This window comes from Micromonospora sp. LZ37, from assembly GCF_059359015.1.
This window is the reverse complement of the sequence record NZ_JCADBL010000005.1, coordinates 1-15039: the sequence shown is the minus strand read 5'-3', so window position 1 is coordinate 15039 and position 15039 is coordinate 1. Positions and strand designations below refer to the sequence as shown.

General features: G+C 68.8%; 9 protein-coding genes. 5 read left to right on the top strand and 4 right to left on the bottom strand.

Annotated features, from left to right (window positions below):
• Position 1 precedes the first annotated feature (1 nt).
• The 4 genes from AC5L3Z_RS12545 to AC5L3Z_RS12530 all read right to left on the bottom strand — a co-directional run bounded on the left by AC5L3Z_RS12545 (position 2) and on the right by AC5L3Z_RS12530 (position 5844).
• Entirely contained in the window at positions 2-2341 is a 2340-nt protein-coding gene (locus AC5L3Z_RS12545) for a GmrSD restriction endonuclease domain-containing protein (protein ID WP_494841714.1), read from the bottom strand.
• Positions 2342-2402: 61 nt separating this feature from the next.
• Positions 2403-3917, bottom strand: a complete 1515-nt coding sequence (locus AC5L3Z_RS12540; protein ID WP_494841713.1) for a hypothetical protein — start codon at positions 3915-3917, stop codon at positions 2403-2405.
• A complete protein-coding gene (locus AC5L3Z_RS12535; RefSeq protein ID WP_494841712.1) occupies positions 3914-5047 on the bottom strand; it encodes a hypothetical protein in 1134 nt (377 codons plus the stop codon). Before AC5L3Z_RS12535 ends, AC5L3Z_RS12540 begins: the two co-directional genes overlap by 4 nt.
• Positions 5044-5844 carry a hypothetical protein gene (locus tag AC5L3Z_RS12530; protein WP_494841711.1) on the bottom strand — a complete coding sequence of 267 codons (801 nt, stop codon included), beginning with the start codon at positions 5842-5844 and terminating at the stop codon, positions 5044-5046. Before AC5L3Z_RS12530 ends, AC5L3Z_RS12535 begins: the two co-directional genes overlap by 4 nt.
• A 103-nt stretch (positions 5845-5947) precedes the next feature.
• Here AC5L3Z_RS12530 and AC5L3Z_RS12525 point away from each other — a divergent pair, with 103 nt between their 5' ends.
• The 5 genes from AC5L3Z_RS12525 to AC5L3Z_RS12505 all read left to right on the top strand — a co-directional run bounded on the left by AC5L3Z_RS12525 (position 5948) and on the right by AC5L3Z_RS12505 (position 14966).
• Entirely contained in the window at positions 5948-8410 is a 2463-nt protein-coding gene (locus AC5L3Z_RS12525; RefSeq protein ID WP_494841710.1) for an AAA family ATPase, read from the top strand.
• The gene (locus tag AC5L3Z_RS12520; RefSeq protein WP_494841709.1) at positions 8407-8823 is read left to right on the top strand and encodes a hypothetical protein; all 417 of its coding nucleotides are present in this window, start codon (positions 8407-8409) and stop codon (positions 8821-8823) included. Before AC5L3Z_RS12525 ends, AC5L3Z_RS12520 begins: the two co-directional genes overlap by 4 nt.
• 35 nt (positions 8824-8858) lie before the next feature.
• Positions 8859-10892, top strand: coding sequence for a DEAD/DEAH box helicase (locus tag AC5L3Z_RS12515; protein WP_494842173.1), 2034 nt, complete (start codon positions 8859-8861; stop codon positions 10890-10892).
• Between the two features lie 162 nt (positions 10893-11054).
• On the top strand, positions 11055-11726 hold the full coding sequence (locus tag AC5L3Z_RS12510) for a hypothetical protein (protein WP_494841708.1): 672 nt from the start codon (positions 11055-11057) through the stop codon (positions 11724-11726).
• Between the two features lie 165 nt (positions 11727-11891).
• Positions 11892-14966: a DEAD/DEAH box helicase gene (locus tag AC5L3Z_RS12505; RefSeq protein WP_494841707.1), complete on the top strand. Its 3075-nt coding sequence runs from the start codon at positions 11892-11894 to the stop codon at positions 14964-14966.
• Positions 14967-15039: the final 73 nt, after the last annotated feature.

Below are 15039 nucleotides of genomic sequence, written 5' to 3'. Positions count from 1 at the left end.
CTCACCGCCGTGCCGCGGTCTCGAAGTCGAACTGCCGCAGTCGGTGCCGAGCGATGTCGAGCTCGTGCGGCGTGAAGAGCGACTCGTAGTCGTCCTTGACCACCAGGGCCTCCACCGTGAGGTCGAGTCGCCCGCGCTCCCACAGCGCCGCGAACCCGTCGGACACGACCGGGCTGGCGAGCAGCTTCTTGGCGGTGGCGAGCCCACCATGCTCGGCGACCATGCCGAGGAAGTAGGTGGCGTTGTAGCCGGCCTCGCGCCGCGCCGCCTCGTACACCCCGCGCATCGCCCGCTCGAAGTCCGCGACCGTCCCCTGATCGCCGCCGGCCTGCGCCGGCACGACCGGCGCATCCTCCGAGCCGTTGGTCCTCTCGACGTCGGCGTCCGGCTCCTCGGCGAGCGGCTCAGCGTCGGCGAGTCCTGCCGCCTGCTCGTTGCGCCGGGCCACGTAACCGCGCAGGGCGTCGACCGAGGTGAAGACCTCGTAGCCGAGCTCCTCCATCCGGGCCAGCTCCGGGTTAGCGTCCAGCTCCAACACGACCGGGTTACCCAGCCCCGGCTGCAGGCCGTCCGGCCAGTACGCCTCCGCAACGCCCAGCACTCGACCGGTGGCGGGATCCGCGATCTCGCTGTCGAGGGCAGGCTCGGCGCAACCCGCGGCCACCAGCTCCTCGACGAGGGCCTTCACCTGCCCGGCGCGGACGTCGTCGACCTCCTCCTCGGCGACCACGACCACCGGTCGCAGCGGCTCGGCGGCCGGCTTGGTGCCGTCTCGAAGGCCGGCGAGGAATCCGTTGGCGGCGTTGGCCAGCAGCTCCCGGCGGGCGGCGAGGAAGTCCAGGTAGCGATCGGGGCGCCAGAGCTGCGGGTCGGTCGGGATCCACTGGGATTCGAGCGTGCCCGGGTGCTTCTGCTCGGTCTCGGCGAAGTAGTCCTCCGGCGGCCGCTTGCCGATGGCGAGGTTGGTCTGCTGGGTCAGGAAGGAGAAGTTGGCGACGGCGTTGACCTCGGACCGGCCGTAGCCGTGCTTGTAAAGCAGCGCCTTGGGGAAGATGTGATGCACCTGCAAGGAGGTGAGGTGGCCCAGCATCTCGCTCTTGAGTTCCAGGCCCGAGCCGAAGTCGCGGGCGCCGAGCACCCGGGTGAGCAGGTAGAGCAGCGGGTAGAAGCGGGAGCCGCGGCCGAATCCCTCGAAGTCCTGGCCGTCGATCACCAGGTTGCCGCCGCGCCAGCGGGTCAGGCTGGTGATCAGCCCATCGATGCCGTTACGCGCGACGGTTTCGTAGTCCTGGGTCAGCGTCGACTCCGTGGAGCCGGCGAAGCGTCCCCACAGCGCGGCGTGGATGTACCAGAAGAGCATCCGGTCGCGCTGCGTGGCGTCGGCGAACGTGCCACCGTTGAGATGCAGGAAGCGGGAGACCACCGGGAAGGCGTAGCGACCCATCAGCACGCGGTCGTGGTCCAGGCCGAGCCGCCCGGAGATCACGTCAAGGAAACCGCTGATGTAGCGCTCGCTCGAGGTGAGCGCCTGGGCGAAGTCGGCCGAGCCGACCCCCTCCAGGGACTCGAACTGGGCCCGGCCCGTCGCTACCGCGTTGACGTTGCGCAGCAGCCAGTCGAGGTTGAACTCGAACCCGGCGGTCGACCAGGCGCCCAGGTGCTTGCGCATCGTCGAGCGGGCCTCGGGCCAGTCGGCGCAGATCTTCGCCAGCGCCAGGTCACCCTTCGAGAGCTTGGTGCCGCCCGAGTTGACCCGGTTGAAGATGTCGACGACCACCTCGACGCCCTTGTCCGCGCCGGTGATCTTCTCCTGGTGGAACTCGCGCTCGAGGATGTTGCGCAGCCGGATGAGCCGACCCATGTACGTCGCGAAGTGCGGCATGGTGTCCGGGTGCGCCGTGAGGTTGCCGATCTGCGGTTCGATGCCGTCGACGAAGAGCTCGGTGACGTCGACCCAGGTGGGGTCGTCCTTCATCTTCGCCGGCGCGTAGAACTCGAAGGTCTCCTCCTCGACGTTGAACCGCAGGCCGGTGAAAGCGGCCGGGTCACCCTCGAAGAACGCCGGCGGCTTGCCGCGGACCACCCCGTAGAGGGAGGTGATGCGCTGCTGCCCGTCGAGGAGCAGCAGCTTCACGCCCCCGCCGACGTGGTCGCTGCCCCGTACGGAGCCGTGGTCGGCTTCCGTCTCCCAGACCAGCAGCCCGCCGACGGGGAAGCCGAGGTAGAGCGAGCGCATCAGGCCGCGTACCTGATCCCGGTTCCACACGTAGCCGCGCTGGAACTCGGGCAACAGCACGGTGCCCGAATCAATCTGGTCGAGGATGGTCCCCAACTTGCTCAAATCAGCTCCCCCACGGATCTGAATGGTTGGTCATTGCATAGCGCTGCTGCGGGCCGAAACGTCACGACCACTCTTCGCGAGCGTCTTCGGCGCTCGGTGCGCTGTCCTCGTACGGCGCTGGCGGGCCGCCGTGGGTCCACGGCGTCTCCTCCCGGGACGGGAAGGCGCCCGGCGGCATGAAGGAGTCGCTGAGCGTGGTGTAGCAGATCCGCTTTCCCACCTCCGGCACGGTGCCGGGGTCCGGGGTGAGCGAGCGTCCCATGCCCCCGGTCAGCTCCAGCACGACCGCGGTCGTCCCGTCCTCGCGCTGGGACACCGACATCACCCGCGCCTTCTGCCCGTTGGGTTGCTCGGGCGAGTACAGCGTGGTGCCCGGCGTGACCAGCACCGTGTCGGCGGTGGTCACCGCGATCCACGGCCGCAGCGCGCGCCGCTTCCCGCTGTCGTCAATCCGCGTCGGGTGGGCGGTGGTCACCTTACCCACGAACGCCTCCCCGGTGAGCCGGTAGTCGGCCATCACCATCGGGTCGTCGTAGGCCCGCTGCACGTCGTACGAGGTCAGCGCCCCCTCCATGCGGTGCAGCTTCCTGGCCGCGGCGACCGCCCCGTCCCGGCGAGGCTGCGGGAATCCGCCCTCATCCAGATGCGCGGTGAAGTTGGTGAACGCGTCTCGGTCCTCCGCCCAGCGTTTGGTCACGTGCGCTCCGGCGGGTAGCTCCCGCAGCAGCGAGATGGCCTGCCACATCAGCCGCCAGGTCGGCTCCAGCTGCGAGCGCAGGACCTCCTCCAGCTCGCCGCGACGCCGGGCCACATGCGAGTCCGTGGCCACGGCCCGGTCGTACGCGGCCATGGCCGGGGCCAGCACCTCGTTGTCGAAGGTCGGGTCGGTGGCCGGACCGGCCGGCGGCCAGGTCACCGGATCCTCAGCGGCGGCGGCCGCTTCGGCGCCGGTCATGCCCGGCGGGGGCGTGATCCAGGCCAGGAGGGCGGCCAGCTGCGCGTCCTCAAGTGGACTCTGCCCGGTGGCCCAGTGCATCGAGAGCGCCTGCGTCATCGCCACCAGAGCCGAGGAACCGGGGTGCTCGGCGCGCTCGAAGAAGTACGTCAGCCAGCGGCCGAGCAGCGGCACCGACGGGTCCACCGGGTAGTCGCCGTCGGTGCGGCGGAACCGGGTGGACCGACCGAAGAGCCGGGTGAAGCCGACTCCACCGGGGTTGGGTACGAGCAGCTGCGGCGCGTCCGCGAACCGGTGACGGACCTCCTTGCCCTTGTTCTTTGGCACCGCTTCGACGTCGCTGCGGAAGCTGTCGACGTAGGGAACGACAACGCCCGCCAGCTCGGCGGCGAACGCGAACCGCTGGTCCCGGTTCCGAGGCTGCGGCACGATCAGCAACGTCGGAGCGTCCCGGTCGTCCCCCACCATCGCGGCGAGCGGCGCGTTGGCCTCACCCGCCATGGTGAGCGGGATGAAGACCAGAGGTCGGTCGGCGACGTGAACGTGACGGACGGTGGTGGTCCGCTGGGCGATGCCCTCCACCACGGCCTCGGCCCGCGCCAACGTGGTCAGGGTGCTCATCCGGCCACCCCACTCATCAGCTCGGCCCGCAACCGCGCGGCAGCCCGCAGCAGTGCGGCCGCCTCCTGCTGGTCCTCGGCCGGCGCGAGCTGGTCGCGGGCGATGGCGAGTGCGGTTTCGACCCGCTCGATGCCGCCCATCTCGTCCCGCGCGGACTTGCCCAGCGCCGCCGTGCAGCCGCGGGCCTCGTGCCGGCAGAAGTACGCCAGCTCGCAGCTGGCCAGGCACTCCGGCGAGTACCGCGCCTCGACAGCTTCGAGGGCGGCTACCAGCGAGGCCGGCGATCGGGTGGGCACTCCGTTGTCGTCGGGCGCGAAGTCGAAGCTGAGCGTGGCCGGCAGGTCGGCCAGCAACGCGTCGATCCGGGTCATCCGGGACAGCTGCCGACGCAGCACGGCGAGCTGCTTGCGGACGTCGATCCGGACCGCCATCGGCTGGTTGGAGAAGTCGCGGGGGCAGACCAGCACGACGTCGTGCGAGACGATCTCCGGGTCGAACCCGGCCTCGCCGAGCAGCGCACGCATGGCCAGCACGTAGACGGCCGCCTGGATCGCCGCGCCGGCCACCTTGCCCGGATCGGCCTGCCCGTCGATGACCGCGAACGACTTGATCTCGACGACGTGGAACTGCCCGTCGTGCTGGAACGCGATCAGGTCCGGCTCCAGGTAGGCCTGCTGGCCGGCGACCTCAAGCCGCAGCAGCGGGTGGTCGAAGAGCGTGCCGGCCCCTTCGGCCTGCGCGGCGGCCCGGGTGAGCAGGGCGCGCGACCGGGCGTACCGGAGGTCCTGGCTTTCGTGGCGGCCGGCGACCGACTCCAGGTCGTCGTACGAGACCTCCGGGATGTCGAGGTCGAGCCGCTCCCGCAGCAGCCGCAGCAGCTCGGCGCAGCCGTTGGCCTTCACCTGCGCCTCGAAGGCGTTGCCGCGGGTGATCGCGAACTGTGACTGACCGAAGCGGGCCGGGTAGTCGACGTAGGCGGCCAGTCGCTGCTTGTCGACGCCCGCGCAGTCGAGCACCGCCCGCCGAGCGCAGCCCGGGTTGGTGGTCAGGGCGGCGATGGTCCGGGCGTTGTGCCGGCTCGCGACGCCCCCGCCCCGGATCGCGGCCAGCCGCTGGCCAACGTTCGTCATGCCAACCCCCTGAGTACGCGCAGCTTGCTGCCGAAGAGCTGCTCGGCCTCGTCCATCTGCCGGCGGGCACGCTCGGCCGCCGCTTCCCGCTGCGACTGGTCGGTCGCCGCGTGCACGTCGAGCTCCGCTTGAGCGGCCTTGGCAATGGTCGCCGCGTCTACCGCCCCGTGCGGTTGGGCTGCTCCCGGGATGGTGGTGGCGAAACGCCAGAGCAGCCGGGTAACGCCCGGATCCTGGTCAGGAATCCTGGCTGCCCGCTCCGCCACGTTGATGGCAGCTGTCAGAAAGTCGACCCGGAGGCTCAACGGCCCGATGATGCGCCGATCGAGTGGCCAGGTGGAGATGGCGAGCAGACCCCGGGCCGGGGCCAGGTGCTCGGCGGTGAGCGCGGAGCAGAGGTAGTACGGCCGGGAGTGCCGCGCCGTCCGGAAGGACCGCTCCTCGTCCCGACGCAGGTGGGTGAGCTTGCCCGACGCGATCCCGGTGGCACTCGCGCCGTAAAACGCGGCGTGGACCTCGGCGATCAGCTTCGGCGCGGCCGGCACCGACAGCAGGGTGAGCGCGTGGTGGACCTGTTCGCGCACCGGCACCAGCGGTGCTTCCAGCTTCGCCGGCGGTGTGTCGGCCTCCACCTCGTCGGCGAGATCCGTCAGGGCCTGCTCCCATTCCCGTTCGGCGCTTCGCAGCTCAGCCCGCATCGCCCGGGCTCGGGCGGAGTCGCGAGCCATCACCGCCCGTCGGACTGCTGCTCGCAGTTCTTCGATCCGGCGCTCGAGGTGCTCTATGGACTCGGCCACGAGAGGCATGGTACAAGTTCCAGTGTTTCCCAGCAATCCCCCGGCAAGCGGGTTGTTTGTCGAGGCAACAATACTTAGCGTCGTGCCTGGAAGGGAGACCCGTATGGCCTCGGACCAGTCCCTACTTGACCAGGTTTTTGACCGATTGGCCGAGGACAACGTCGCCGACGACGTCGTAGATCTTGTGCTCGCCGCATACGCCGGGGACGAGGAACTCGCCGCCGTCCTCGGCGGCGAGCCCGTCGATCTGCCGGAGCGGGACCCCTCCACCCGACCGCGTCCACAGCCGCTCTACCTGGAGTCCATCACCGTCGCCGGTTTCCGGGGCGTCGGTCCACAGCAGGGCCTTCGGCTGCAGCCGCACGCTGGCCTCACCCTCGTCGTCGGTCGAAACGGCTCCGGCAAGTCGAGCTATGCGGAGGCCACCGAGCTCGCCCTCACTGGTGACAGCGCGCGCTGGGCCGACCGCAACAGCGTCTTCAAGGACGGCTGGCGCAACCTGCACTGCGGCTCGCCCTGTGAGATCGAGGTCATGCTCCGGGCCGAAGGAGCCGCGAAACCCATTCGAGTACGCCGTTCCTGGCGCGATGACCACACCGAGGCGCACCAGGGGGTCGGCCAAGTCCTGGCGGATGACGGGAACCGCTACGCGGACACCGCGGAACTCGGTTGGCAGGAGCCGCTCGAGGCCTACCGCCCGTTCCTCACCGCGAGCGACCTCGCGCGGCTCGTGACCTCCACGCCCAGCGGGCTCTTCGACGCCATGGCCCCAATCCTCGGCATGGACCCGATCGTCGAGGCCGACAAGCGGCTGATGCGGGTGCGCAAGGATCTGAGTGACCAGGTCTCGGCGGTCAAGACGGCGCGCGAGGCGCTGCGTACCGTGCTCGTCGGCGTCGACGACCAGCGGGCGCAGGCAGCGGTCGCGCTCCTCGCGAAGCGGGCTCCCAACCTGGAGGCCCTCGACCAGCTGCTCGCCGACGCCGGTAGCGACACCAACGACCCGGTCGCCGTCGCGGCCCGCCGCCTGGTCGCCGTCGCGCTACCAGACGCGGCATACGCCACCGAGGTGGCCGATGAACTCACCGCTGCGGCGGCGCACCTCGCCGAGCTCTCCGCTACCCGCGCCGGCACGGCCGAGCAGGCAGCCCAGCTGCTCCGGATGGCGGTCGCCTTCCATAACGATCACGGCGACCGCCCGTGCCCCGTCTGCGGCACCGGCACCCTGGACGCCGCCTGGCGCACTCGGGCCGGCGACACGATCCATCAGATCCAGCGCGAGATCGTCGCTGTCGAGGAGGGGCACCGGCGGCTCCAGGAGGCGCAGGCCCGGGCCGCGCGGCTGCTCGACCTGGACCGGCGAATCAGCAGCGACGACCTCGAGGCATTGGCCAGCGCGCTCGACCAGGCTGATGTGGTGAAGCGGTTCCGCGCGAAAGCGGACGACCTGCGCTCCGCCGCAGCCCAGGTCTCCCCCGACCAGCTCGCCGCGCACCTCCGGACCGCCTATCCGCCGCTGCTCGAGGCGTTCACCGAACTGCAGGACGAGACGAGCGCCTGGCTGCGGCAGCGCCACGACGCCTGGCGTGAGCATGCCGTCTCTCTGCAGGACTGGCTGATTCGGGCACGGGTCGGCGTGCAGAACGACGCACAGCTGAAGCGGATCAACACCGCGCGGGACTGGCTGAAGACCGCGATCACCAAGCTGCGAGACCAGCGGTTCGAGCCCTTCGCCCAGCGCTCGCAGGAGATCTGGGACGAGCTGCGCCAGGAGAGCAACGTCGAGCTGAGCGGGATGCGACTCGACGGCACCAACACCCGTCGCAAAATCTCGTTCCCCGCCCGGGTCGACGGCACCACCACCTCCGCCATGGCCGTCATGAGCCAGGGCGAGTTCCAGGCCCTCGGCCTGTCGGTGTTCCTGCCGCGGGCCTGCGCCGACGACAGTCCGTTCCGATTCCTCATCATTGACGACCCGGTGCAGAGCATGGATCCGTCAAAGGTCGACGGCCTGGCCCAGGTGCTCGCCAGCCTGGCGGAGACCCGACAGGTGGTGGTCTTCACGCACGACAACCGGCTGCCCGAGGCGGTACGTCGGCTGCGTATCGAGGCCACGATCTGGGCAGTGACGCGGCGCGACGAGTCGGTGGTGGAGATTCGGAAGAACAGCGACCCGATCGAGCGGTACCTCAACGACGCCACCTCGATCCTCAAGGCCGAGGAGCTGGCCGACAACGCCCGCTATCCCCTGGTCTCCGGCTTCTGCCGATCGGCGCTTGAGGCCGCCTGTCACGAGCGGATCCGGCGTGACCGCATCAGCCGCGGTGAGCGGCACGGTGACGTCGAAGAGTTGATCGAGAAGGCAATGACGCTCAACCAGGTAGCCGCACTGGCCCTCTTCGGCGACATGCATCAAGGCAGCAAGGTGCTCACCAGGATCAACCAGTTCGGCAGGTGGGCCGGTGACGCGTTCCAGGCCTGCAAGCAGGGCGTGCACGGACCGGGCACCTTCGATCTTGAGGCGCTCGTCCGGGACGCCCGCCGACTCGCGGAGCACCTGCGATGACGGCCGGCCCGCTGGTGACGGTGCCGCAGAGTTGCCTGGACGCCGCCGATCAACTGCTGTCCAGCGTCGTACGCGGCACGCGCGGCGCCTGGCCGCGCGCCTGCGCTTGGCTACTCCGCCTCGCGCTGGAGGCAGCGATGGACGAATACTGGCAGCGGTTCCATCCGGAGGTCGCCGGGATGCGCGCCCGGTCACCGCAGTTCCTGATTCTCGACCGCTACGCTGGCCGACACATCGCTGCCCGGGCCGGATACGCCTGGGCCGCGCTATCCCGCGCCGGACACCACCACTGCTATGAGCTCGGCCTCACCGCAGGGGAGCTCCGCCGGCTCCGGGAGATGGTGGCGGCAGTTGTCAACGAGCTCGCGTGTGCACAGCTTGTGCAAGAACGGGCAGGAAACGACGCTGATTGAGGTGGAGTGCCAGCAGAAGGTGCGCCAGGTTGATCATGAGAGACGGGAAGCCCTTGATTGAGACACGCGGGTTCGAGCTAGCGGACTGGCAGGCCGAGGCGGTCGATGCTTGGGCCACGGGAGACGTGCCCTACCGAGGAACACTTGAAATTGTTACCGGGGGCGGCAAGACACTCATCTCGCTTGCATGTGCGGCACGTGCCGGAGAGCGTGACCCTGACCTGCGGCTAGCCGTCGTCGTGCCGACCGAGGCTTTGGCGCGCCAGTGGCAGTCGGCACTAGAGCGGTACACCACACTGAAGCCCTCAGACATCGGGCTCCTTGGTGCTGGCGGCTCCGCCGACCTGTCAACCTGCCGGGCCTTGGTGGCTGTACTGAATACGGCAGCTAAGGAGCTACCAGCGGCGGCGCGGGCCGCACAGCCCCTGATGCTTGTCGTTGATGAGTGCCATCGCGCGGGTGCTCCGACGTTCGCCCGCGTGCTGGACACGGACGCGGCGTACAAACTCGGCCTGTCCGCCACTCCGGACCGGGAGGAACTCGACGAATCCGGGCAGCCGCTGCGCTACGACGAGCAACTCGTTGGCCGGAAACTGGGCGCCGTGGTGTACCGCTTCACCCTGCGCGACGCGCGGCTTGCCGGATGGCTGCCGGACTACGACATCCATCACCACGGCATTCAGCTGAATGACGACGAGCAGCGCGAGTACGACAAGATCAGCCGGCAGGTCGACGACTTGGCCGACGAGCTGCGATCGCTTGGCTTTGAGGCTGGGCGGGCACAGCAGCTACAGACACGCCGCGACGAGGTAGGGCAGGCCGCTCGTAGATACATCGCAACCACCTCCCGCCGCAAAGATCTGCTGTACCGGGCCGAAGACCGAGGTCGCGTAGCCCATAGGATCGTTGCGGAAGCCCTCGAAACGAGTGCCGCCCGGCGAGTCCTCATGTTTCATGAGCGTGTTAGCGAGGCGGAACGGCTCTACCACCACCTCCAGCAGGAGATGACTGGAAACTCAATCGCACTAGAGCACTCGCGCCTCGGCACGCGAGAGCGGGTAGAGGCCTTAGAGCGGTTTCGAGAGGGTCAAGCCCAGATCTTGGTCTCTGTGAAGTCGCTTGTAGAAGGCATTGATGTGCCGGAGGCCGACCTCGGGGTATCGGTCGCCGCCACATCCAGCGTTCGTCAGCGAATCCAGGCGCTGGGCAGGGTGCTGCGCCGACGCTTCGACGATTCGCCGCGTAAGCACGCCGACATGCACCTCATCTATGTTGCGGGGACGGTCGACGAACAGATTTACGCCAAGGAAGACTGGGCTGATCTCACGGGTGAGGGCGCCAACCACTATTGGCGCTGGTCGCGTGGGCCCGAGCAGGCGAAGGAAGGGATACCAGGGCCGCCCGCCACCCCGCGCCCGACTGAGGAGCAGGAGTGGGAGAGGTTGGGCCGGCGTCCGCCGAGTGAGCCGGTTCGCTGGGAGGGAGTGATCGTTGGCCAAGAGTACTCAGTAGATACCCTCGGCACCGTCACCAACAGCTTCGGCACCTTGATCCGCAACCCTCAACAGGTCGCGTCAATGGTGCATCTGGTCCGGGGGCGCCCCGGGGGACGCTTCCGAGTCACACCCGTCCATGGCCTCATCCTCGTCTGGGGTGAGGGTCCGGACGGCATGGTCCCGTACGTCGCCGGGCAACTCGCGGAGCCGCTTGAAGCTGAAGCCACCGACGCCGCACCGACGGACGAGAGCACGGACCCGTCGACGCTCACGCCGGGCACCCCACTTCATCAGCCGCTCGACAAGGACGGTGGCACCTACCGCCTTCGACAGAAGAGGGGCGGCGTGATCGAGCGGCGAACGACGGGTGGTGCGACTGAGTTCGCCCTCACCGGTGACGCAGCACCTGCTGCACTCGCAGCGAACGCCCAGCGAGCCTTGGACGGGTGGCGTCACCTGTTTGACCGAGGGATCAGCTTCTTCGTGAGTCACGACGGACGAGCGTGGTACGTGCAAGGCGGCCAGCGGTACTTCCTCGCCTACGTTCCGGGCGGCTTCGCCTGGCCCTCTTGACCGGTACCGGTCGTACCTAGGGGCGCCAACCCAAGGAGATCGGTTGATATTGACGCCGGATTGGCCTCCTAAGTAGATGGCAAACTTGGTGAACACTAGGCTCGCTGGACGCCCAGCGATGGAGCCCCCGGTCGCTGCTTGAATTTCCCCTCAGGAGCAAGAGTGCACTATCCGTACCCAGGCCTATCACCGTCGAACGCCAACAAGGACGCCAAGTACTCGTTAGTCTCCAGCCCAGAGGGCGGTTGGAAGGTCCGACTGATCTATCGCAGCGACGAGGGGGAGAAGTCGCTATTGACTATTCGTCGACACAAAAAGCTCGTGGCGATGATCAATAGCGTAAAGGAGGAGCTGAAGAGCAGGCTGGGCGGCATCTTCTACATCAATGAGTTCGGGCATGTCCTAGTGCCACATTCTCACGGCGGAAGCGTCTATGCCGACACGTACCACAAGCCCTTGAAGTTCGACTTCAACGGGCAGGAGATTGGCCCCGTTCCACCGGCAGGGCTGACGCCAGGCGACCGATGGCCAGGACCTCACGTCGGCATCCCCTACATACTGACCGCCGGGGGGACGGACATGAGGTACGCGGCCACGTCGGGCCAGGGGGCACAGACGCATCATCTGTCCGAAGCGGTTGGGACCGCTGCGGCCCAGCACCTCGCACGCCGTCTGGCAGCGGTCAAAGGACATCAGGGCGGACGGACGTACATCAACGAAGCAGGTCACTTCTTCGCCCCGATGAATGGGGGCGGCCCTGTCTCGTATGTCTATCTCGGCCCACTTGGCGACGACGCCTGGTTCCCGGCCCCGCGAGTCCCGGGCCGAAAGTAGCGGGGTTCCTCCGGCTCTCAACCCGGCAACGGTCGCGGCAGCGCGTCAACTGCTCGTGCAACGGGCGGCGTGTCAACCGATCGAGGGCACCAGCACGTTGAGCCATCCAGTTGCCCAGCCGAGTAGGGGACGCGCGGAGCATCCTCGTGTCGATAGATTGCCGGCGTGACTGATCTTGATCCGGGTATCTACGAGCACGTCATTACCCGTGAGCTCGCCGGACGCCTCCAGCACGTCGATCCCGCCCTTGTCCAGCAGGACAAGCTCGACGTAGCCGACGCGCACGACGTCCTCGCCCGGCACATCGCGACCCTCGCCCGGCGGGCGCTGCTCGCCGTTCCCGGCGGCGACGACAAGCTCGCCCGCCAGGTCGAGGTCGCCAACCGCATCGCCGGGAGCATCGCGGCGGTCGAGCCCCGCGCGGTCGGCGTTGACGACCAGGTTGCCGACGCCAAGCACCTGCTGCACGCCATCGCGGCCCCACCGACTCCGCCCGCCGGACCAGCCTTCCCGCAACGCCCCACCACCCCGCTCTCCACCGGCGCCCTGCTGGTCAACGGCCGCCACCAGCCGCGAATCGGCCACGAGGTCACCCACGAGATGGCGTCGGCCGAGAGCGTCGACCTGCTCTGCGCGTTCATCAAGTGGCACGGCCTGCGCCTCATCGAGCCAGCCATCCGCGAGCTGATCGACCGCGGCGGCCACCTCCGGGTCATCACCACCACCTACATGGGCGCCACCGACCAGCGCGCCCTCGACCGGCTCACCGAGTTGGGCGCCGAGGTGAAGGTCTCCTACGAGACCAGGACCACCCGCCTGCACGCCAAGGCGTGGCTGTTCCGCCGCAATAACGGCACCACCACCGCCTACGTCGGCTCGTCGAACCTGTCGAAGTCGGCGCTGGTAGACGGCGTGGAGTGGAACGTAAGAGTCGCGAACCTGGAGCAGCCGCACGTCATTGACACCTTCACCGCCACCTTCGAGGACTACTGGAACGACCCGGCGTTCGAGGCGTACGACCCGGCGAAGGATGGCGAGCGGCTCCGCCACGCGTTGCGCGGTGAGCGCGCCGACGATGCACCGACGGAGATCGCGAACCTGGAGGTCCGGCCGTACGGGTATCAGCGGGAGATCCTGGACGACCTCACCGCCGAGCGCGAGGTGCACGGGCGGTGGCGGAACCTGGTGGTGATGGCGACCGGCACCGGAAAGACGGTGGTCGCCGCCCTCGACTACCGGCGGCTGCACCGGGACAAGCGCGTGGACTCGCTGCTCTTCGTCGCGCATCAGGAGCAGATCCTGCGGCAGAGCCGCTCGACGTTCCGCCAGGTGATGGGGGATGGCAGCTTCGGCGAGACGCTGGTGGGCGGAGCGAAGCCGACGCAGTGGCGGCACGTCTTCGCCTCGATCCAGTCGCTGCACCGCCAGGAAATTGACCCGGAGCGGTTCGACATGGTGATCGTGGACGAGTTCCACCACGCGGAGGCGCCGACGTACGCCCGGCTGTTGGAGCGGCTGCGGCCGCGCGTACTCCTGGGGCTGACGGCGACGCCCGACCGGGCCGACGGCGGCGACGTGCGGCGTTGGTTCGACGGTCATGCGGCCGTGGAGCTGCATCTGCGGGAGGCGTTGGAGCGGCAGTTGTTGGTGCCCTTCCACTACTTCGGGCTGCACGACGACGTGGACTTGTCCCAGTTGCAGTGGAAGCGTGGGCAGGGCTACGACCCGGCTGAGCTGGACGGCCTCTACACCGGCAACCAGGCCCGGGCGCGGATGGTGCTGCGGGCCGCGCGGGACCTGGTCGACCTGGGGCGGATGCGGGCGCTCGGTTTCTGCGTGAGCATCGGGCACGCCGAGTTCATGGCGGACTGGTTCACCCAGCAGGGCGTACCGTCGGCGGCGGTGACCTCGAAGGTCGACACCGCGGGCCGGCAGGCGCTGATTCGGGACTTCAAGGCCGGCAAGTTGCGGGTGCTCTTCACCGTGGACCTGTTCAACGAGGGCGTCGACCTGCCGATGGTCGACACGATCCTGATGCTGCGGCCCACCGAGAGTGCGACGATCTTCCTCCAGCAGCTCGGCCGGGGTCTGCGTTTGGACGACGACAAGCCCTGCCTGACCGTGCTCGACTTCATCGGCGGGCAGAACGCCAACTTCCGCTTCGACCTCCGCTGGCGGGCGCTGACCGGGGTCAGCCGCCGAGAGGTGTACGACACGGTTGAGCAGGACTTTCCGTCCCTGCCGAGCGGCTGCCACGTCGAGCTGGACCGGGTGGCGAAGGAGGTGGTGCTCCGCAACCTGGAGAAGGCGGTCCCGTCGTCGAAGAACAGCATGGTGGCCGAGCTACGCCAGCTCGGTGACGTGACCCTCGCCGACTTCCTGCGGGACACCGGCCTGGAGATCGAGGACGTGTACCGGTCGGCGACGCTCGGCGGGTGGACCGGGCTGCGGCGGCTCGCCCGGGTGGAGACGTCCTTGCCGGGGCCGAACGACCGGGAATTGGGGCGGGCGATCGGCCGAATGCTGCACACCGACGACCCGGAGCGGCTGGCGCTGTGGGAGCAGGTGGCGGCGGGCGGACCGGTGACCGGCGGGCGGCTGCTGGACATGCTGCACTTCAGCCTGTGGGGGCCGAACGTGCCGCTGTCGGAGCGGGACGCGCGGCTGGCGCGGCTCTGGGCTGAGCCGGCCCGGTGCGTCGAGCTGCGCCAAGTCGCGGAGGTGCTGCGGGACCGAATTCACCGGGTCACCGAGCCGGTCGGGCTCGGCAAGGTGCCGCTGCGGGTGCACGCCCGGTACAGCCGCAACGAAGCGTGCGCGGCGTTCGGGATGCCCAACCCGGGATCGCTGCGGGAGGGCGTGAAGTGGCTTGAGTCAGAGCAGGCGGACCTGTTCTTCGTCACCCTGGTCAAGTCGGAGCAGCACTACTCCCCCACCACCATGTACGCCGACCGGGCCATCACCGAGACGCTGTTCCAGTGGGAGTCGCAGAGCACCACCTCGTCGGCGTCGGCGACCGGGCAGCGGTACATCCACCACGCGTCGCAGGGATCGACGGTGCATCTGTTCGTGCGAGAGACGAAGGTCGCGGAGGGGGCACTGGGGGTGCCGGCGTACCTGTACGCCGGGCCGATGACATACCGGCGGCACAGTGGGGACAGGCCGATGCGAATCGTGTGGGAGCTGGCGCATCCGCTGCCGGCAGACATGTACGCCGCTGCCCGAGCGATCGCCGCCTAGGTGTTCTGCCCGGAGAGGTTGGGGACGCGGCTGGCGGGTGGTTGGCCGCCGAGTGCGGTGTGAGCGCGGTGGT